Source organism: Streptomyces sp. ME19-01-6 (assembly GCF_033793745.1).
In the GTDB taxonomy this organism is placed as follows: domain Bacteria; phylum Actinomycetota; class Actinomycetes; order Streptomycetales; family Streptomycetaceae; genus Streptomyces.
Genome location: NZ_JARAXF010000035.1, coordinates 39,778 through 61,485 on the forward strand (window position 1 = coordinate 39,778; position 21,708 = coordinate 61,485).

Sequence of the window (21,708 nt, forward strand, 5' to 3'; positions counted from 1 at the left end):
CTCCACCGGGTCGTGACCGCTCGGGTCGTCCGTCGTTCGGTCCTGTGCGGCCCGCGCACCGCTGCCGGGCCGCGTGGTGGTGCCTCACGGGGCCGACCGAGCAGGGTCCCGGCCGTACTGGCCCAGTGGTCGTGCGATCGAAGTGTTCGAGGTGCCGGGGGTCAGGCCGGCTCCTGCCAGTCCTCGGCGAAGGCGTCGAGTTCGTGCTGCTCCAGGGTGATCAGCGGCTCTTCCGGGTCGGCCGCCTCACCGGCCATGTGTGTGTCCGGGTAAGTGTCCGGGGCGAGTTCCTTCACCGCGGCGGCGAGCGCGGCCACGGTCTTGTGGGTGAACACATCGCGCGGCGCCATGTCCAGGCCGTCCGCGTGGGCCAGGGTGACGAGCTTGACGGAGCTGATCGAGTCGCCGCCGAGGTCGAAGAAGCTGTCGTCGATGCCGACCCGCTCGACCTGGAGGGCCTGCGCGAACAGCGCGCACAGCCGCTCCTCCCTGGCGGTTCGGGGGCCCCGGCCGGCGGGGGTGCCGGAGAAGTCGGGCGCGGGCAGGGCGCCCCGGTCGAACTTGCCGCTGGGCGTGACCGGCAGCCGGTCGAGGACGACGACGGCCGCGGGCACCATGTGGTCGGGCAGGGCGGCTGCGACCCGCCCGCGCAGGGCCGCCGGATCCGGCCGGGCGCCGTCGGCCGGGGAGACGTACGCCACCAGCCGCCGGCCGGCCGGGTCCTCGCGGGCGACCACGACCGCCTGGACGACCGTGGCGTCGTCGGCGAGCACCGTCTCGATCTCGCCGGGCTCGATCCGGAAGCCGCGCACCTTGACCTGCTGGTCCGCCCGGCCCAGATACTCCAGGGCGCCGTGCGGCGCGCGGCGCGCCAGGTCGCCGGTGCGGTACATCCGCGACCCGGCCGGGCCGTACGGGTCCGCCACGAACCGCTCCGCGGTGAGCCGGGCCCGGCCCAGGTAGCCGCGCGCGAGCCCCTCGCCCGCCAGATACAGCTCGCCCGGCGCTCCCACCGGCACCGGTCGCAGCGCGCCGTCCAGCAGATAGACGCGCGCCCCCGCGACCGGGGTGCCGAGCGGCGGTCTGGTACGGCCCGCCAGCGGGCGGCTCATCGTGGCCATGACGGTCGCCTCGGTCGGCCCGTAGGCGTTGACCATGCGGCGCCCGGCCGACCAGCGTTCGACCAGCTCCGGCGGACACGCCTCGCCCCCCACGACCAGGGTGACATCGGCCGGCAGTCCGTCCTCGGGCAGCACGGCGAGCGAGGACGGCGGCAGCAAGAGGGCGGTCACGCCGTGCCGGGCCACGGTGGCCGCCAGGGCCGGGCCCGGCAGCAGCTCGTCGGCGGTCGCGACCACCGCGCTCGCCCCGGTCAGCAGGGCGGTCGTCAGCTCCCACACCGAGGCGTCGAAGCTCGGCGAGGCGAACAGCAGCACCCGCTCGTCCGCGCGCAGTCGCAGGCCGGTGCGCTGCTGGGCGACCAGGGCGGCGATGCCGCGGTGGGGCACCAGCACGCCCTTGGGGCGGCCGGTCGAGCCGGAGGTGTAGATGAGATACGCGGTGTTCTCGGGGCGCAGCGGCGCCACCCGGTCGGCGTCGGTCAGGTCCTCGCCCGACAACCCGCCGGTCGACTCGGCGGTCGACTCGGCGGTCGACTCTTCGCTCCATTCGACTTCGGCATTGAGGAGTTGGGACGGGCTTCCTGTGCCGTCCAGGCACAGGGTCCGCCCGGCGCCCGCCTCGGCCATCGGCCCGGCCGCCTCGGCGGTGGTGAGGACGAGGGCGGGCTTCGCGTCGGCGATGACCTGGCGCAGCCGCTCCGGCGGGTATCCGAGGTCCAGCGGCAGATAGGCGGCGCCGGCCTTGAGGACGGCCACGACGGCGAGGACGGAGCGGGCCGACTTGGGAAGTGCCACCGCGACGATGTCCTCGGGCCCGATTCCCCGGGCCACCAGCGCCCGGGCCAGCCGGTTGGCCCGCGCGTTGAGGTCGGCGTAGCTGACGGTCAGTGGTCCCTCGTACACCGCGACGGCTTCGGGCCGGGCCCGGACCCGCTCTTCGAAGAGCTCAGGGAAAGTCCGCGCGACGGGGTGCGACGGGCCGTCGGCGGCCGCGCGGAACCGCTTGTGCTCCCCCGCCGTGAGCAGGTCGATACGGCCCAGCGGCGCCGCCGGGTCGGTCGCGAAGCCGTCGAGGACCTTGCTCACCCGGGTCAGGAGGGCCTGGCATGCCTCGGCGGTGAAGAGGTCGGCGCGGTAGCTGAGTTCGAGGCTCAAGCGCTCGCCCGGCACCACCACCAGGCTGAGCGGATAGTGGGTGGCGCCGGGCACGGGCCGGTCGTCGACGGAGATCCGCAGGCCGGGGACGTGCTTCTGGACGGCTTCCCCGTCGACGGGGGTGTTCTCGAACCCGACGACGGTGTCGAAGAGTTCCCCGAGGCCCAGGGTCCGCCGCACATCGGCCAGGCCCAGATGCTGGTACGGGCCCAGCTCGGCCTGCCGGCGCTGGAGGTCGGCCAGGACCTGGACGAGCGGCCGTGCCGGGTCGAGCCGCACCCGGACCGCCACGGTGTTCATGAGCAGGCCGACGATGTCCTCGGAGCCCGGCAGCTCCGGCGGGCGTCCGGCGCAGGTCGCGCCGAACACGATGTCGTCGCGGCCCAGCAGCTGGCCGAGCGCCACCGCCCATGCGCCCTGGACCACGGTGTTGAGGGTGAGGCCCGCGCTCCGTGCCCCGGTGGCCAGCGCCGTGGTGCGCGCGGGGTCGAGGAGTTCGGTCACCAGATGGGGCACGGTCGCGGTGGCGGCCTCGGCGTCGGGGGCGACAAGGGTCGGCTCGTCCAGACCGGCCAGCTCTTCGCCCCAGGCCCGCGCCGCCCGCTCGTCGTCCTGGGCGGCGAGCCAGCGGAGGAAGTCGGCGAACTGCACGGGCGGAGGGCCCCCTGCGCGGTCGTCCCCGGCGCCGCCTCCAGTGGCGTAGAGGGCGAACAGGTCGCGGAAGAACAGCGGCAGCGACCAGCCGTCCAGCAGCCCGTGGTGGTACGACACCAGCAGCAGGTGTTCGTCGGCCGCGAGACGGACCAGGGTGGCCCGCAGCAGCGGCGGCTCGGCGAGGTCGAAGCGGTGCAGCCGGTCCTCGTCGATCAGCTCGGCGAGGCGGTGGCGGCGCTCGTCCTCGGCGAGCCCCGAGAGGTCGGCTTCCCGCCAGGGCACGCTCATCTCCTCGTGCACCACCTGGACCAGACGGCCGGAGCTCAGGAGGGTGAAGGAGACCCGCAGGGCGCTGTGGCGGGCGACGAGCCCCTCGACGGCCTCGCGCAGCGCGTCGGTCGAGAGCGGGCCGGTGAGCCGGATGGGGGCCTGCGCCGTGTACACGTCGATGCCGTCGGCGGCGAGCACCGCGTGGAAGTGCATGCCCTGCTGCAGGGGCGTCAGCGGCAGCACATCGGCGATCCGCCGGCCGTCCTGGGCCAGTTCCGCCCGCTCGGCGTCGGAGAGCGGGACCAGCGGCCCCGCGGGCGCGCTGTCCTGACCTCGCGCTTCGCCCCGCGGACCGGTGTCGGTGTCGGTGGCTACTTCGGCGAGCCGGGCGATGGTCGGGTGGAGGAAGATGTCCTTGGTGGTGATGGTCAGCTGGGCCCGGTGGGCGCGGGCCGCGAGCTGCATGGCGACGATCGAGTCACCGCCGAGGTCGAAGAAGCTGTCGTCCACGCCGATGCGGGGCCGGCCGAGCACCTCGGCGAACACCTCGTGCAGCACCCGCTCCCGCTCGGAGGAGGGGGCCCGGTACTCGCCCGCGGCGTGGAAACCCGGCGCGGGCAGCGCCGCCCGGTCCACCTTGCCGTTCGGCGTGAGCGGCACGGCGTCGACCACCATCACGACCGCCGGGACCATATACGCCGGGAGCCGACGCGCCACCCACTCGCGCAGCTCGGCAGGGTCGGGCCGGGCACCGGGCGAGGGGCATACGTAGCCCACGACGCGCCGCGCACCGGACGGGTCGGTGGGCACCGCCGCCACCGCCCGCGCCACCGTGGGCGCCGCCGCCAACGCGGCTTCGATCTCGCCCAGCTCGACGCGGTGGCCGCGTATCTTGACCTGAAAGTCCGCTCGTCCGCAGTACTCCACGACCCCGTCCGGACGGCGGCGCCCCAGGTCACCGGTGCGATACATACGGGCGCCCGCCGGGCCGAACACATCGGCCACGAAACGCTCCGCCGTCGGGCCCGGGCGTCCCAGGTAGCCGCGGGCGACCCCGGCACCGGCGATGTACAGCTCGCCCACCACCCCGTCCGGCACCGGCCGCAGGAACGGGTCGAGCACATACACCCGGGCGTTGTCGGCGGGGCGGCCGATGGCGGGCCGGTCGTCGCCGTGCCAGAGCATCGCGTCGACCGTGCACTCGGCGGGGCCGTAGAGGTTGTAGACCGACAGGCCCGGCACGCCGTGCAGTTCGGCCCACAGGTCGTCGGCGACCTCCTCGCCGCCGAGCGCCAGGACACTCACCCGGTGCCGCTCCGCCCGCGCCTCGAACATGCCGGCGGCCAGCATCTGACGGGCGACGGACGGCGTCGTGTCGAGGACGTCGACCGCGGCCGCCATGGCGTGGTCGACCAGCGCCAGGGCGTCCTTGCGCACGGTGTCGTCGACGATGTGCAGTTCGTGCCCGGCGACCAGCCACAGCAGCTGGCTGAAGGAGGCGTCGAAGCCCAGCGAGTTGGTGAGCGCCGCCCGCAGCGGCCGGCCGCCCGCCCGTGTCCGCTCCGGTTCGAAGAAGTTCGCCCGGTGGCTGTGGAACATGTTGGCCAGGTTGCGGTGCTCGACGGCGACCCCCTTGGGCCGGCCGGTGGAGCCGGAGGTGTAGATCACATACGCCAGGTGGCCGGGCAGCGGCGCGCCGAGGTGGCTGTCGGTGTCAAGGTCCGTGACGGCGCTCGGATCCGTGGCCGCTTCGGGCAGCGCGGCCTCGTCGACCCGCAGCGTCGGCACCCCGTCGGGGACGGCGTGCGCGGTCTCGGCGGTGGCCAGGACGAGGGCCGGTCCGGCCTCCGCGCAGATCGCCGCGATCCGCTCCCCGGGGTGCTCGGTGTCGATCGGCAGATATCCGGCCCCTGACTTCCAGACCGCCCAGATCGCCGTGACCGCGGCCGCGGTCCGGGGCAGGGCGACGCCCACGAGGCGGTCCGGGCCCGCGCCGTGGGCCACGAGCAGCCGGGCGAGCCGGTCGGCGTCGGCGTTGAGCCTCTCGAAGGTCAGGCTGGTCGTGGCGTCGGTGACGGCGACCGCGTGGGGGGTCGTACGGACCTGCGCCTCGAACAGCTCGGGCAGGGTCTGGCCCGGGTGCGCCACGGTCCGGCCGCTCGACGCGTCCAGGATGTGCCGCCGCTCGGCGTCGGAGCACACGGGCAGCCGCCCGGCCGGCGCCTCGGGCCGGTCGGCGATGTCCCGGGTCAGGGCGCACAGGCGGCGCAGCGCCTCGGCCGCCGCCTCGCCGGTGAAGGCGTCCTCGCGGTAGTTGAGTTCGAAGCGGAGCCGGGCGCCGGGGTGGACGGCCAGGCTCAGCGGATAGTGGGTGCCCTCGAACGCGTCCTCGACGGCATCCCGCAGCAGGGTGACGGCGAGCCCCGCCACCGAGGAGCCCTGGACGGCCTGGTCGACGGGGACGTTCTCGAACGCGACGGTGGTGTCGAAGAGTTCGGTGGCGCCGACGGCGCGGTGGATGTCGGCGAGACCCAGGTACTCGTGCCTGGTCAGGGCCGCCTGCTCGCGCTGGATGCGGGCCAGCAGGTCCGCCACGGGCTCGGCCGGGTCGACCCGTACCCGGGCGGGCACCGTGTTCATCATCAGCCCCACCATGCGCTCGCTGCCCGGGAGCTGGGGCGGGCGCCCGGCGACGGTGTTGCCGTAGACGACGTCCTGCCGTCCGGTGAGCATCGTCAGCAGCAGCGCCCACGCGCCCTGGACCACGGTGTTGGTGGTGAGGTCGTGCGAGCGGGCCGCGGCGGTGAGCCGTGCCGTGTCGGCCTCGGACAGTTCCGCGACGACGCGCTGCTGACCGCGGTCAAAGGTGCCGGTGCCCGCTCCGCTTGCCACCAGGGTCGCGCCGTCGAGCCCGGACAGCGCGGCCTGCCAGGCGCGCTCGGCCTCGGCGTGGTCCTGTTCGGAGAGCCAGCCGAGGTATTCGCTGAACGACGGGGCCGGCTCCAGCCGCTCGGCGGTGCCGCCGTCCCGGTAGATACGGAACAGGTCGGCGAGGACGAGGGGCAGCGACCAGCCGTCCAGCAGGATGTGGTGGTTGGTGAGCACGAGGACGTGCCGATCGGGTGCCAGCCTCACCAGGGTGAACCGCAGCAGGGGCGGCTTGTTCATCTCGAAGCGCCGGGAGCGGTCTTCGGCCAGCAGCCGGGTGAGCCGCGCCCGGCGCTCCTCGGCGCCGTAGCCGGAGAGGTCGGCCTCCTCCCACGCCGGCTCGACCGCGCGGGCGATGGCCTGGACGGCCTCGCCCGAGCGGCGCCGCAGGAACCCGGCGCGCAGGCTCGCGTGGCGGGCCGGCAGGGCGAGGCAGGAGCGTCGCAGCACGTCGGTGTCGAGCGCCCCGGCCAGTTCCAGGGGGGTCTGCACGGTATAGAAGTCAACGGGGCCGACCGGTCCGCCGGGTCCGCCCTTGGTGTCTTCCGCGTCGAAGAGGGCGTGGAAGAGGATGCCCTGCTGCAACGGCGAGAGCGGCAGCACCGATTCCAGGGATGTCTGTTTCACCGTGATGTCTCCCACTGGGCTTCGAGCTCGTCGAGTTCTTCCGCGTCGATGTGCAGCAGGCTCCCGGCGTCCCGCGGTGTCCCGGCCTCGGGGACGGTGTCGGTGGCTACTTCGGCGAGCCGGGCGATGGTTTTGCAGCGGAAGACGTCGTTGCTGGTGACGGCCAGTCCCACCTCGTGGGCGCGGGCCGCAAGACGCATGGCGACGACCGAGTCGCCGCCGAGGTCGAAGAAGCTGTCGTCCACGCCGATCCGCTCCCCGCCGAGCACCTCGGCGAACACCTCGTGCAGCACCCGCTCCCGCTCGGAAGCGGGGGCCCGGTACGCGTTCGCGGCCCGGAACCGCGGGGCGGGCAGCGCCGCCCGGTCCAGCTTGCCGTTCGGCGTGAGCGGCACGGCGTCGACCACCACCACGACCGCCGGGACCATATACGCCGGCAGCCGGCGCGCCACCCACTCGCGCAGTTCGGCAGGGTCGGTGTCCGCGGCGGCGACGGCGTACGCGACCAGGTGCCTGATCCCCGGCCGGTCCTCACGGACGACCGCGACGGCCCCGCCGACCCCGGGCGCCTGCGCGAGGACGGCCTCGACCTCGCCCGGCTCGATGCGATGGCCGCGCAGTTTCACCTGGCTGTCGGCGCGGCCCAGATAGGTCAGCCCGCCGTCCACCGCCCACCGGGCCAGGTCGCCGGTCCGGTACATCCGTGCGCCGGGCGGGCCGAAGGGGTCGGCGACGAACCGCTCCGCGGTGACCCGGGGACGGCCGAGGTAGCCGCGGGCGAGCCCGTCGCCGCTCAGATACACCTCGCCCGCGACACCGGGTGGCACCGGCCGCAGCGCGGAGTCGAGCAGCCGGACCCGGCCGCCGGGGACCGAGTGCCCCATGGGCGGGACGGTCCGGCCGGACAGCGGCCCGGTCTGGGTGGCGATGACGGTCGCCTCGGTGGGGCCGTAAGCGTTGACCATGTGCCGTCCCGGGGACCACCGGGCGACCAGCTCCGGCGAGCAGGCCTCGGCGCCGACGACCAGATTGATGCCCCGGGGCAGGCTGTCCGGTGGCATGGCGGAGAGCGCCGAGGGGGCGAGCAGCAGACAGTCGACCCTAAGCTCGGCCACGAGCTCGGCCAGCGGTGGCCCGGGCACCAGCCGTTCGGGCGGGGCGACCACCGCGGCGGCGCCGGTGAGCAGCGCCACGCACAGCTCCCACACCGAGGCGTCGAAGCTCGGCGACGCGAACTGCAGCACCCGGGTCTCCGGGGTCAGCCGGAGCCGGTCCCGCTGGTGCCGCACCAGGGCGGCCAGGCCCGTGTGGGTGACGACGACGCCCTTGGGGCGGCCGGTCGAGCCGGAGGTGTAGATGACATACGCCGGGTGACCGGGCCGCAGCGGCGCCCGGCGGTCGCGGTCGTCGAGGTCGGCGTCGGTGCTGGTGTCGGTATTGGTGTTGGTGTCGGTGTCGGTGTTGGTGTCGGTGTTGGTGTCGGGCGGTCCCGGCAGGGGGTGGCCGGTGGGCCGGTCCGCGTCGTCCAGGTACAGCCGCGGCACGTGCGCGGCCGTCGTCCCGTCGTCGGCCGCCCGTGTGGTCAGCACGAGCAGCGGCTCGGTGTCGTCGAGCATGGCGGTGATCCGCGCCCGCGGGTAGCCCAGGTCCACCGGGAGGTACGCGGCGCCCGACTTCATCACCGCGATCACGGCCGTCAGCGCGGCGATGCCGCGCGGCAGGGCGACGGCCACCAGTCGCTCGGGGCCGGCGCCGCGCTCGACCAGGGCCCTGGCGAGGCGGTTGGCGCGGGAGTTCAGCTCGGCGTAGTCGAGGGCGCCTTCGGTGGAGAGCACCGCGGGGGCGTGCGGTGTCCGGCGGGCCTGCTCCTCGAACAGCTCCGGGAAGGTCCGTGGCGCGATGTGCCGCGTCGGCCCCGGGGGTTGGCCGACGGCGAGCGCCTGGGCGCGTTCGGCCGCCGTCAGGACGTCCACCTGGGCGAGCGGGAGGTCCGGCGGGGTGGCGAGGAACCGGGCGAGGAACTCGGTGAACCGCGCCTGATGCGCGGTCAGTTCGACGGCGGTGTAGCGGTCGGGGTTCGCCTCGAACTCGACGCGCGCGCCCTGGCCGTCGGGGCCGGGGTGGCAGGTGATGTTGAGGTCGGTGACCGGTCCGCCGGACAGCGCGGTGAGGTGGGCCTCGAGCCCGGTGAACGCGGTCTCCGAGCCCGCCGGCACGATGTTCACCAGCACGCCGAAGAGTTGCTCGTCGGTGCCGAGGAGGCGCAGGTCGCGGCGGAGCTCGTCGTAGGGATAGCGCTGGTGTGTGAGGAGTTCGCCGAGCCGCCGCGCGACCTGCCGGACCAGCGACGCCCGACCCGTGGCCGGGCTGACGGTGAGCCGCAGCGGGAGGGTGTTCGACAGCATGCCGGGCACGTTCCGCGACCGGGCGCCGACGCGTGCGGTGACCGGGACGCCGACGGTGAGGTCCTCGGCCCCGGTCATGCCCTGCAGATAGGCGGCCACCGCCGCCAGCATCGGCACTGTCCAGGGGGCGCGGGCCTCCCGCCCCGCGGCCCCCAGCGCCCGCAGCTCGGCCGCGGACAGAGCCGTCGTCACCGAGAGCGCGCGCCCCGCGGCGCCCGTCGGGACCCCCGGCGCGAGCGACACGGTCTCGGGCCGCTTCGCGAAAACCCCGTTCCAGTACTCCCGGTCCGTGGCGTAGTCGTCCGACGCGCGGTAGTCCGCCTCCTCCGCCAGCAGCTCCTCCAGGCGGTCCAGCGGCCCGCCCGCCGGCTCCGTGCCTGTGGCCAGGGCCTCGTAGAAGGCGGCGATGCGGCGCGAGTGCAGCACCGATCCGAAGGCGTCGGACAGGATGTGGTGGCTGCGCTGGTACCACAGGTGGTGGTCGGCACCGATCCGCACGAGGACGTGCCCGGACAACGCGTCCTGGAACAGGTCGCGCGGGGTGGCGCGGTCGCGGTCGATCAGCGCGTGGGCCGTGGCGCGGGGGTCCGGCTCGCCGCTGAGGTCGATCTCCCGCCACGTCGAGCGGCCGGGCGCGACCGGCCGCTGGTACAGCCCGTCCGGCCGCTCCACCAGCTCGACGTCCCAGCTGCCGCTCTCCCCCTCGGCCCGGCGGATCGCCCGCCGCAGCAGCTCCCCGTCCACCGGTCCCCGAAGCTCCATGACGGCCACCGTGTTGTAGGCCGGGTTGTCGGGCTGGAGGCGCTGGGCGTGGAACACGCCCCTCTGGGCGGCCGTGAGCGGAAGCAGCTCGGTGTCGCGTGAAGTCATCGGGTTCGTAACCGCTCTCTCCTGCGCTCGACGGATCGTTTCGCCGGACCAAGGGCTCGCAATCTCGGTCGATGCTGCATCGGCCGCGCGGCCGCTTGCCAGGCAATCGACCGGCAATCGCGGTTGCTGGTCGAAATGCCGCCCGGGTCCGGGCGAGTTACCGGCCGCTTGCCTGGTGGCCACGGAGACTCATGGCGAGGCTGTGCGGCAGCCGGGCACGCGGCCGCGCCCCTGGACACGTACGGGCGTGGCCCGTGCACTCCTGGAAAGGACGGGGACGTTGGGAATCCCGGACCGAGGCCTGCTCGACTGGCTGGACGAGGCGTCCACCGAGCGCGGCCTGTACTACGCGAACCACGACGACGGCTGGGACTTCTGGTCCTACCGCGACCTGGGCCGGCTGGTGCTCACCACGGCCGCCGCGCTGCGGGCGAACGGGGTCGGACGGGGCGAGGTGGTGGCGCTGGTGCAGCGCTCGAGCCCGGGCTTCGTCGCCGGGTTCTTCGGCGCCCTGGCCGCCGGTGCGACACCGTGCGCCATCGCCCCTCCGTTCGCCTACCAGCGGGCCGACGAGTACGAGCTGCACGCCGCCCATCTGCTGCGGACCGTGCGCCCCGCGGCCGTCGTCTGCGACGACGAGTCGCTGGAGCGCCTCCGCAAGATCGCCGCCGACCTGGGCGTCGGCGAACCGGTGTCCTTCGACCAGCTCGTCGCGGACACCGAGCCGTTGGAGCGGCCACTGCCGCTCCCCGAAACCGCGCTGCTGCAGTTCACCTCGGGGTCGAGCGGCTTCTCGCGCGGGGTGCGGATCTCCGCCGAGGCGCTGCGGACCAACATCGGCGGGATGGGCACCTGGCTGGGCTGCGCCCCGCGCCGCCCCGCGGCCAGCTGGCTGCCGGTCCACCACGACATGGGCCTGGTGGGCTTTCTGCTGAACGTCGTCGTCACCGGCTTCGACGGGTGGATGCTCCAGCCGGACGACTTCATCCGCTCCCCGCTGCGCTATCTGCGCTGCCTCAGCGACCGGCGCATCGTCATGACGGCCATGCCCAACTTCGGCCTGTCGTACATCCTGCGCCGGATCAGGCCCGCCGATCTGGAGGACCTGCGCTTCGACGCGCTCCGGGCCGTGATCATCGGCGCGGAGCGGGTCGACCCGCGGGTGCTGCGCGACTTCCACGCGCTGCTCGGCCCGTACGGCCTCGACCGCGGCGCGCTGGTTCCCGCGTACGGAAGCGCGGAGGCCACCCTCGCGGTGACCGGTCTGCCCCCCGGCGAGGGCTGGACGACGGGGCAACCCGACCACAGCAGCGGCGACGCCGCGTCGCTCGCCGGAACGGCGGTGGTCGGCTGCGGCCGTCCGCTGCCGGGCCGGACGGTGACGATCGTGTCCGAGGACGGGGTACGGCTCCCGGACGGGCGGGTCGGCGAGATCCTGGTCAGCGGGGTGTCGATCGCGAGCGGATACCTCGGCGACACCGGCTCCGCCTCCGGGACCAGCCTCGGCGAGGAGGGGCTGCGCACCGGAGACGCGGGGTTCCTGCGTGACGGACAGCTTTTCGTGATCGGCCGGCTGGGCGACGGGCTCAAGGTCAGCGGGAAGATGGTGTTCGCGGAGAGCCTGGAGACCCTGCTGCATGAGCGAGGTGTCCCCGAGCGCCGGGTCGCCGTCCTCCTCGGGGTCCGCGACGGTACGCCCACCGGGGTGGTCGTGTTCGCGGGGGTGCGGCCCGAGTGGCGGCGGATCGCCCACGAGGTGCTGTCCGAGTGGCTCGGCGACGCCGAGTTGCTGTCCGTCGAGGTGCCCCGGGGCGGGATCGCGGTCACCTCCAGTGGAAAGCCCCGGCGCCGTGTCATCTGGCAGGCGGTGTGCTCCGGCGCGTACTTGGCGGCGGCCCGGCCGCTGACCGCGGACTGACCCGGCGCGGACATACGACATGCCCGGCGCGCGGTGCGCGCCGGGCAGCGGGCCGGGGGCCGGGGGCCGCGGTCAGCGGCTCGTCATCATCTCCGGGCGTACCAGGTTCTCCGCGAGCAGCAGCTCCTTCACCCGCTCCGACAGCAGGCCCAACTGTCGCAGCACATGGATCACCTGCTGGAACAACAACTGCCGGTAGGTGGCCATCATCGGGTTGGTCCGGGCGAAGTGCAGCCCCTTGGCCACATCGAGCTCCATCCGCTCCCACACCTCGCGGAGCATGAAGCGGCGGGACATCAGCCGGATGGACTCCAGCAGGAAGTCCTCGCGCTCGCGCAGCTCGGCCGAGGTCGCCTGCTCGTACATGCCGGTGAGCGAGGTGACGCCGAACGCGATGTGCCGGGCCTCGTCACTCGCGACCATCTTGGTGATCTGCCGGATCAGCGCGTCGCCGAAGCCGCTGCTGGCGAGCCGGAGCCCGGTGATCGCCAGGCCCTCCATGACCACCTGCATGCCGAGGTAGACGATGTCCCAGCGGGACTCCGACAGCACATCGTGGAGCAGCGTGCCGAGCCCGGGGTTGACCGGGTAGACGGTGCCCAGCTTCTCGTCCATGTAGCGCGCGAAGGCCTCGACATGCCGCGCCTCGTCGGCGACCTGGGAGGCGGCGTAGGTCTTGGCGTCCATGTCGGGCACGATCTCCACCAGCCGAGCCGTGGTCACCAGCGCGCCCTGCTCGCCGTGGAGGAACTGGCTGCACATCCACGCCTGGTACTCCCAGCGGAACTGGGTGAGCAGTTCGCGCGGCACCGGGCTGCCCTCGCCGACCACGAAGCCGGCGAGCCGCGCCCCGTTCTCCTCCGTCAGCTCGGCCCCGAACCGCACGTCGTGGTCCCAGTCGATGTCGGTCGCGGCGTTCCACTGGGCGGCCTTGTTCTTCTCGTACAGGCTCCACACCCGGCTGTCGCGCTTTCCGTAGTCCCAGTTCAGGCAGGTCTGAGTGAGGGACTCGACCTTCATCAGGTCCGCCGTCACGGCGTCCAGGACAAAGAAGGGCGAGTCGGCTGCCTCGTCAGGAACAGCGGTCATGGAAGTGCGATCCCCTCGGGCACAAGAGCGGGACGGTCGCCACGATCCTCACCGGGCCGGCCGACCGCCCACCAGGCAGGCCCGGGGGCAATTTCGCGGCAGACCGGTTGCCGGTACCCGTGCCTGTATCCGTCGCCGCCACCGGGCCACGATGGGGCCGCCGGGGCCACCGCCCCGAGGTGAGACACGCGACGCCGCGGGCCCTCCTGCCGGACGGTCCCCGTGCCGGGCGACGAAAGGAGCGGGATGAGAACCCATGCCGCCATGCCACCCTCCCACCTCACGCACACACCGGCGCGTGGTGTGGACACTCCGTGGATCGTCGGTCGGGTGACCGCGCCCAGCCCCCGGCTGCGGCTGTTCTGCCTGCCCCAGGCGGGCGGCAGCGCGGCGTCGTTCGCCTCCTGGCGTCTCACCCCGCCCGACGGCATCGAGCTGGCGACGGTGGAACTCCCCGGCCGTGGTGTGCGCGCCGCGGAGCCCGTGCCGGACACCCTGGAGGAGCTGGCCGACGCGGTGCTCGACGGTATCGCGGGCGAGTTCGACCTGCCGTACGCGCTCTTCGGCCACAGCTTCGGCGCGCTCCTCGGCTACGAGATCGCCGTCCGCGCCGGCCGGCGCGGCCTGCCACCGCCCCGCGCGCTGCTGGCCTCCGCGTCCCGGGCGCCGCACGCCCCGGTGCCGAGGCGGATCTCGGACCAGGACGACCAGGGGCTGCTCGCCTGGCTGGAGGGGTTCGGCGGCTTCCCTCCCGGCCTTCGGGAGTATCCGTCGTATCTGCGGTACGCGCTGCGCACGGTACGCCGCGATCTCGCCCTCACCGAGGTGTACCGGGCCGCCGGGTCGGTACCGGTGGGCTGCCCGCTGCATGTCCTCGGCGGCGCCGAGGACCCGCTGGTGGGCAAGGCCCAGCTGGAGCGCTGGCGCGTGTGCGCCTCGGCCGGGTTCACCCTCCAGTTGCTGCCCGGCGGGCACGACTACCTCTTCACCGGTGTTCCGGCCGTGCTCGACGCCGTCACGGCGGTGCTCGGCTGACCGTTGGTGTTCTCACCGATACCGGGGCACCGACACCGGGCCCCTTCCCCAGGGAGTTGTGACGCGTGGACGAGCTGACCGGCATCACCGTGTTGGAGGCGGACGGCGAGCGGCTGGGGTCCTTCGTGCGCCGGCGCGTCCCGGCGATCGACGAGGCCGTCGCCGGGACCGGAGCCGTGCTGATCCGAGGGGCCGCCGCCGAGGGCGTCGGGGACTTCCAACAGGCCCTGGACGGGATCGGGTTCAAGCCGCTGGAGTACACGGAGCGCTCCACGCCGCGCAGCGAGGTGGGCGACGGGGTCTTCACCTCCACCGAGTATCCGGCGCGCGAGGTGATCCCGCAGCACTGCGAGTCGTCGTACGCCGGTGCCTGGCCCGGCCGGCTGGCCTTCTTCTGCGCCACTCCGGCGGCCACCGGCGGCGCCACCCCGATCACGGATGTCGCGCGGGTGCTGGAGGACATCCCGGACGAGGTGCTGCGGACCGCGGAGGCGCGGGGGCTGCGCTATGTGCGGAACTACGGCAGTGGAGTGGGCCTCGACTGGCGCGAGGCCTTCCAGACCGACAGCCGCGCGGAGGTGGCCAGGTTCTGCGCGGCGGGCGGGCTGGAGTGGGAGTGGCTGGAGGACGACCGGCTGCGCACGGTGCGCGGGGCTCCGGCGACCGTGGCACACCCCCGCACCGGGCATCGGGTGTGGTTCAACCACCTGGTGCTGTTCCACCAGTCCTCGCTGCCGCAGGGGCTGCGGACGGATCTGGTGGCGTTGTTCGGCGAGGACGGGCTGCCCAACGACGTGCGGTTCGGCGACGGGAGCCCGATCCCGGACGAGATGGTCGCCGCGGTCCGTACGGCCTTCGAACGCCGTGCGCGGCGCTTCGACTGGCGGCGCCACGACCTGCTGGTGATCGACAACATGCGCTGGTCGCACGGCCGTGAGGCGTTCACCGGGGAGCGCCGGGTGCTGGTCTCCATGTCCGACCTGATCACCAGGGCCGACCGGCCCGAGCCCGCCCTGCGCGGCTGAGCGCACCGGCAACGCCGCCCGCCCGCACGGCCGTCGGTGGGCAGGGAAGCTGCCGGTCGGCTGCCTGGCCCGCGCGTCGGGCCGCGCGACATCATCGTCGCGCATGGCCGAAAACCGTCAGACTACCTTCCCGCCACGCCTTCCCATGACACACCGCTGACACAGCGCGTGCTTCGGTGCGCGCCGCCGACCGCTTCCGGGGAACCTGACAGTGAACGAAGTGTCCCAGTCGCCGATCGAGTCCGTGCTGCCCCTCACTCCGCTGCAGGAGGGCATGCTCTTCCACGCTCTGTACGACTCCGAGGCTGCGGACGTCTACACCATCCAGGCCCCCCTCGAACTGCTCGGAGACGTCTCGGCGAAGGCGCTGCGCGCGGCCTGCGCCCCCACCCTCGCGCGCCACGCCGTGCTGCGCGCCGGTTTCCGCCAGCGGGGGAACGGGCAGGCGGTGCAGCTGATCCGGCGGACCGTGCGGACGCCGTGGACCGAACTCGACCTCTCCGCGGATCCCGAGTCCGTACGCCGGAAGAAGCTGCTGGCCTTCCTCGAGGAGGAGCGGTCACGCCGCTTCGACATGACGGCCCCGCCGCTGATGCGGTTCGCGCTCGTCCGCCTGGCTGAAAGCCAGTACGCGTTCGTCCTGACGTATCATCACATCCTGCTCGACGGCTGGTCCCTGCCCCTGGTGCTGGAGGACCTGTTCGCCTTGTACCGCCGGAAAACGGAGGCGGCAGCGGGGGACGACGGCACGGGCGACGCGGGCCTGCGGCCGGTCACGCCGTTCTCCGACTTCCTGCGGTGGCTCTCCCGGCAGGACCGCCCCGCTGCCGAGGCGGCGTGGCGGTCGGCCCTCCAGGGGCTGTCCGAGCCGACGCTCGTCGCCGCCGGCGCGCCCGTGGCGGGCGACGGGGAGATGCCCGGCCTGACCCACGTCACGCTTCCCGAGGACGCGACCGCGACGCTGTCGGCGACCGCCCGGAAACACGGGCTGACCCTCAACACGGTGGTGCAGGGCGTCTGGTCGCTGCTGCTGTCCCTGCTGACCGGGCGGGACGACGTGGTGTTCGGCCAGACCGTGCACGGCCGCCCGCCGCAGTTGCCCGGCGCCGACTCGGTGGTGGGCCTGCTCATGAACGCGCTCCCGGTCCGGGTGCGGATCGACCCGGCGGAGCCGATGGCCGCCCTGTTCGCCCGGATCCAGGACGAACAGCTCGCGCTGGCCCCCCATCAGCACCTCGGGCTGACCGAGGTGCGGCGGCTGTCCGGGCTGGACACGCTGTACGACACCTCGACCGGTTTCGGCGACGCGCCCTTCGACTGGGCATCCGTACGGGACGTCGTGCCGGGCCTGCGGATCGCGCCGCTCGCCGAAGACTCGGCCGACGCGACAGACGGGGCGGACGCTCAGGCCGGGGGTCAGCAGGAGATCACCGGCGCCACCCACTACCCGCTGAGCGTGGTGGCCGTCCCGGGCCCCCGGCTGAGCCTGCACATCAGCTACCGTCGGTGTCTGTTCGACCACGCCCGCCTGGAGCTGGTCCGCACCCGGCTGCGGTTGCTGCTGGACACCTTCGCCCACTCCCCCACGACCCCCGTCGCGCGCCTCCCCCTGCTGACCGACCGGGAGCGCGAGCAGGTGCTGGGGAAGTGGGCCCGCCGCCCGGAGGCGGCGTCACCCGAGGCGTACGGACGCGAGCGGGCGACGCTCCCCCAGCTCTTCGAGGCCCAGGCGCGCCGAACGCCCGACGCGCCGGCCGTGGCCGACCCCGCGGACACCCTCAGCTACCACCGGCTCGACGAGGCCGCCAACCGGCTGGCCCGGCTCCTGCTGCGGCGCGGCGTACGGCCGGGCGACCTCGTCGCCGTGGCGCTGCCACGCGGTATCGACCTGATCGTGGCGCTGCTGGGCGCCCTGAAGGCGGGGGCCGGATATCTGCCGGTCGACCCCGGATACCCGCCGGAGCGCGTGTCGTATCTGCTCGCCGACGCCGCCCCGGCCGCCGTCGTCTGCGCGGACACCGGCCACCCGGCGCTCGCCGCGCACGCGTCGGCGGTCCCGCTCGGCGACCCCGCCGTGCGGGCGGAGCTGGCGGCGCTGCCGGGACACGGGGTGGACGACGCCGAGCGCGGTGCGCCGATCCGCCCCGCCGACTGCGCCTACGTCATCTACACCTCGGGGTCGACCGGCCGCCCCAAAGGGGTGGCGGTGGAACACCGCACGGTCGACAACTACCTGGCCTTCGCCCGCGCGGCCTACCCGGGCCTGGCCGCACAGGCGCTGGTGCACTCGCCGCCGTCCTTCGACCTCACCGTCACCGGCATCTTCGGCCCGCTGACCTCGGGCGGCCTGGTGCGCGTGGTCGACCTGGACGACTTCGACGCCCCGCCCGGGGCCGAGGGCGACGGGCCCGCCTTCGTCAAGGCCACGCCCAGCCACCTGCCGGTGCTGGTCGCCTCCGACGCGTGGTACTCGCCGACGAGCGAACTCGTCCTGGGCGGCGAGCAGTTGACCGGCGAGGCGCTGGCCGCGTGGCGGGCCCGCCACCCCCAGGTGACGGTCGTGAACGAATACGGCCCCACGGAGGCCACCGTGGGCTGTGTGGAACACCGCCTGGAGCCCGGGGACCCGCTGCCGCGGGGTGCGGTGCCGATCGGCCGTCCCGTCCCCGGCGCCCGGATCTATGTTCTGGACCCGTGTCTGCGCCCGGTCCCGGCGGGCATTTCCGGCGAGCTGTACATCGGTGGCGAGGTGCTCGCCCGCGGCTATGTCGGGCGGCCGGGGCTCACCGCGCACCGCTTCGTCGCCGACCCGTTCGGCGCGCCCGGCGGCCGGATGTACCGGACCGGAGACATCGCCTGGTGGCGCCCCGACGGCACCGTGGTCTACGGCGGCCGGGCCGACGACCAGGTGAAGGTCCGTGGCTACCGGATCGAACTGGGCGAGATCGAGGCCGTGGTCGGAAGCGACCCCGCCGTCGCCCAGGTGGCCGCGGCGGTACGGGAGGACCGCCCAGGTGCGCCACGCCTGGTGGCGTATGTCGTGGCGGCGCCCGGACGGGACGCCGAACTGGCCACGCTCGCGGAACGGGTCGCGGCGAAGCTGCCCGCGTACATGCTCCCCTCGGCGTTCATCACCCTGCCCACCCTGCCGCTGAGCCCCAACGGCAAGGTCGACCGGGCGGCGCTGCCCGAGCCGGATTTGGCGGGGCCGGCGGGACAACGGCCGCAGGAGGCCGGGCAGGCCGGGGAGGAGGCCGAGGGGGCCGGAGCAGCCGACGAGGCCGGGGAGGCCCGGCGCGATCCGGGGGCGGAGCAAGACGCGGCGGCCACCCTCACCGGGCTCTTCGCGCAGGTGCTCGGCGCGGACGAGGCAGGGGCCTCGGATGACTTCTTCGCTCTCGGCGGCGATTCCATCACCGTGATCCAACTGGTGGCGCGGGCGCGCGAGGCGGGGCTGCGGTTCACCCCCAAGCAGGTCTTCACCCATCGCACGGCCGACGCCCTGGCCGCGTTCCTGCGCCAGGAGACGCGCCCGGCCCCGGCCCCGGCGGCCGGCTCCCCCGCCCCTGACGAGGCGTCCGCCACCGTCCCGGCCACGCCGATCACGCGGTGGCTCCTGGAACACGGCGGCGCGATCGACGCCTTCCACCAGTCGACGCTGCTGCGCGTGGCGCCCGGGCTCGGCACCGACCGGCTGGCCGCCGCGGTACGAGCCGTGGTGGAGCGGCACCAGGCGCTGCGCGCCCGCCTGCGCGACGACGGTTCCCTCGTCCTGGACCCGGTGGACCCGGGCAGACTGCGCGCGGCGGTCCGGCGGGTCGACGTCTCCGGCCTGGCCGCGGGCGACCTCCGCCGCCGGATCTCCGACTGCGCCGGGGAGGACGCCGACGCCCTCGCCCCGCGCGACGGCGTGATGCTGCGCGCCACCTGGTTCGACGGCGGCGCGGGCCGACCGGGGCGGTTGCTCGTCACCGTCCATCACCTGGCCGTCGACGCGGTCTCCTGGCACATCCTGCTGACCGATCTGTACACCGCCTGGCGGGGTCGTACGGCGGCCGGTGCCGCCCCGGACCCGGTGCCCGTCCCGCTGCGGGACTGGGGCCACAGGCTGCACGCCGCGGCGAAGTCGCCCACCGTGCTGGACGAGCTCCCCTTGTGGCGCCGGATCCTGCGCGCGGGCGGGATCGCGCTGACCGACGCCCCGCTCTCGCCGTCCCGGGACATCCACGCGACGGCCGGGGAACTCACCCTCACCCTCCCCGAGGACCTGACCGCGCCCCTGCTCACCACGGTGCCGGCCGCCCTGTCCGCCGACACCAGGGAGGTGCTGCTCACCGGCCTGGCGCTCGCCCTCGCCGCCTGGCGGCGCCCCGCTGCCGGCGCCGGCACCGCGGTGCTGGTCGATGTGGAGGGGCACGGCCGTGAGCCGCTGGGCGAGGACATCGACCTGTCGGGCACCGTGGGCTGGCTCACCTCGCTGTATCCGGTGCGGCTCGACGCCGGGTTCGGCGACTGGGACCCGGACGGCGAACCGGCGCCCGCGCGCCTCGGGGAGGCCGTGCGCCGGGTCACGGACCAGGTCCGGGAGATCCCCCGGCGCGGCATCGGCTTCGGCCTGCTGCGCCGTCTGAACCGGGACACGGCCGCCGAGCTGGCGGCCTGCCCTGACCCGTGGATCGGGTTCAACTACCTGGGCCGGCACGACGGTTCCGCCGACGGGGACTGGAGCGTGGCACCCGAGTCGGACGCGCTGCCGACGGGGGCCGATCCGCGGATGCCGATGGCGCATGTGATCGAGGTGAACGCGGCGGTCGAGGACGGACCGGCCGGGCCGCGGCTGGCCGCCCACTGGCTGTGGGTCCGCCGTCTGCTGACCGAGGACGAGGCCGGTGACCTGGCCCGGCTCTGGTTCGCCGCGCTGCGCGCGCTGGTGGCGTACGGGACGAGTGCGGAGGCGCCCCGAACCACACCGGCGCCCGCATCCGCGCCCGCGCTCCCGGTGGACACCGGGGAGCGGGACGAGGCGGAGCTGTCCCGGCTCGGCGCCCGCATCGGCATGCCCGTCGCCGAGCTGCTGCCGCTCACCCCGACGCAGGAGGGGCTGTTCTTCCACGCCCGGTACGACAGCGGCGACCTGGACGTCTACAACGTGCAGATCACGTTGGAGGTGCGGGGCCGGCTCGACGCCGAGCGGTTCCGGGGCGCGTGTGACGCGCTGCTGCGCCGCCACCCGATGCTGCGCGCGGGCTTTCTGCAGCGGCGGTCGGGCGAACCGGTGCAGGTCATCCCGGAACGGGTTCGGATGCCCTGGCACACCCACGACCTGACCGGCCTCGATGCGCGGGAGCGGGACGCGCGGCTGGAGGCGCTGCTGGACGCCGACCGACGGCAGCGCTTCGATGTGGCCCGGCCGCCGCTGGCGCGCTGCACCCTGGTCACGCTCGCCGAGGACCGGCGGACGCTGGCCTTGAGCATGCACCACCTGCTGGTGGACGGCTGGACCACCTCGCTGCTGCTGCGCGACCTGCTCGCGCTCTTCGACCACGGCGACGAGCGCGGTCTGCCGACGCCCGGTCACTACCCCGACTATCTGCGGTGGCTGGCCGCGCAGAACCGCGAGGAGGCGCACGCCGCCTGGAACGGCGCGCTGGCGGGCCTGGCAGAACCCACCTTGGTCTGCCCGGACCAGGACACCGCGCGGATACGCGTCCTGCCCGAGCGCGTGGTCGTCGAGCTGTCCGAGCCGGACACCTCCGCGCTGCTCGAGGCGTCGCGCCGAGCCGGCGTCACGCTCAACACGCTGCTGCGGGCCGCATGGGCGCTGTGTCTGCAGCGGCGGACCGGGCAGCGGGACATCGTCTTCGGGGCCACGGTCTCGGGGAGGGTGGCCGAGCTGCCCGGGGTCGAGGAGATGGTGGGGCTGTTCGTCAACACCGTGCCGGTGCGGGTGCGGCTGGACGCCGCCGAGCCGGTGGCCGAGCTGCTGGCGCGGTTGCAGCACGAGCATGCCGAACTCCTCCCGTACCACCATCTCGCCCTGACGGACATCCAGCGGGCGGCGGGGCTCGGCACCCTGTTCGACACGTGCGTCGTCTTCGAGAACTTCCCGACCGCCGAGGCCCTGCCCAGCCCGGAGGACGGCCTGCGGCTGACGGACGTGGCGGGGCACGACGCCTACCACTACCCCCTGAAGCTGATGGTCGCGCCCGGCCGGCGGCTGCTCCTCGAGGTCAGCTACCGCCCCGACCTGTGCGACGCCGAGGACGGCCGGCAGGTGGTCGGACAGCTGCGGGAGATCCTGGCCGGCCTGCCGGCGACCCTGACGTCCCCGACCGGACACTTTCTCACCGACGTCACCACACCGGCCGCCGAACCCGCGGTGCGGCGGCTGTGCGGGCTGATCGCCGAGGTACTGGGACGCGGGTCCGTCGGGGCGGACGACGACGTGTTCTCCCTCGGCTGCGACTCGCTGACGGCGCTGCGCCTGGCGGGCCGGATCGAAGCGGAGCTGGGCCGGACCGTCGATGTCGCGACCGTGTTCCGCTGCCGTACCGCGCGGTCGCTCGGTGACGCACTCTGACCCCGTCTTAAGGAACAGGCAGGTGGACACA

The 21,708-nt window shown here is 74.1% G+C and carries 7 protein-coding genes; 4 read left to right on the top strand and 3 right to left on the bottom strand.

Annotated features, from left to right (window positions below):
- Positions 1-161: 161 nt before the first annotated feature.
- Together PV419_RS43695 and PV419_RS43700 are read right to left on the bottom strand one after the other, a co-directional pair.
- Complete coding sequence (locus PV419_RS43695) at positions 162-6,755, bottom strand: non-ribosomal peptide synthetase (protein ID WP_319698631.1); 6,594 nt, start codon at positions 6,753-6,755, stop codon at positions 162-164.
- Complete coding sequence (locus PV419_RS43700; RefSeq protein WP_319698634.1) at positions 6,752-10,030, bottom strand: amino acid adenylation domain-containing protein; 3,279 nt, start codon at positions 10,028-10,030, stop codon at positions 6,752-6,754. Before PV419_RS43700 ends, PV419_RS43695 begins: the two co-directional genes overlap by 4 nt.
- Before the next feature lie 280 nt (positions 10,031-10,310).
- Between PV419_RS43700 and PV419_RS43705 the strand changes: the two genes are divergently transcribed.
- Positions 10,311-11,948: an AMP-binding protein gene (locus PV419_RS43705; protein ID WP_319698636.1), complete on the top strand. Its 1,638-nt coding sequence runs from the start codon at positions 10,311-10,313 to the stop codon at positions 11,946-11,948.
- A 72-nt stretch (positions 11,949-12,020) separates the two neighbouring features.
- On the opposite strand, the gene PV419_RS43710 is transcribed toward PV419_RS43705, so the two are convergent.
- Positions 12,021-13,037, bottom strand: a complete 1,017-nt coding sequence (locus tag PV419_RS43710; RefSeq protein ID WP_319698638.1) for a ferritin-like domain-containing protein — start codon at positions 13,035-13,037, stop codon at positions 12,021-12,023.
- A gap of 246 nt (positions 13,038-13,283) precedes the next feature.
- Here PV419_RS43710 and PV419_RS43715 point away from each other — a divergent pair, with 246 nt between their 5' ends.
- From PV419_RS43715 to PV419_RS43725, 3 genes are all read left to right on the top strand, one after another.
- Positions 13,284-14,072 (top strand): thioesterase II family protein, encoded by a 789-nt coding sequence (locus PV419_RS43715; protein WP_319698640.1) that lies wholly within the window; start codon positions 13,284-13,286, stop codon positions 14,070-14,072.
- Between the two features lie 65 nt (positions 14,073-14,137).
- A complete protein-coding gene (locus tag PV419_RS43720) occupies positions 14,138-15,097 on the top strand; it encodes a TauD/TfdA family dioxygenase (RefSeq protein WP_319698642.1) in 960 nt (319 codons plus the stop codon).
- Positions 15,098-15,308: 211 nt separating this feature from the next.
- The gene (locus PV419_RS43725; protein WP_319698644.1) at positions 15,309-21,677 is read left to right on the top strand and encodes a non-ribosomal peptide synthetase; all 6,369 of its coding nucleotides are present in this window, start codon (positions 15,309-15,311) and stop codon (positions 21,675-21,677) included.
- Positions 21,678-21,708: the final 31 nt, after the last annotated feature.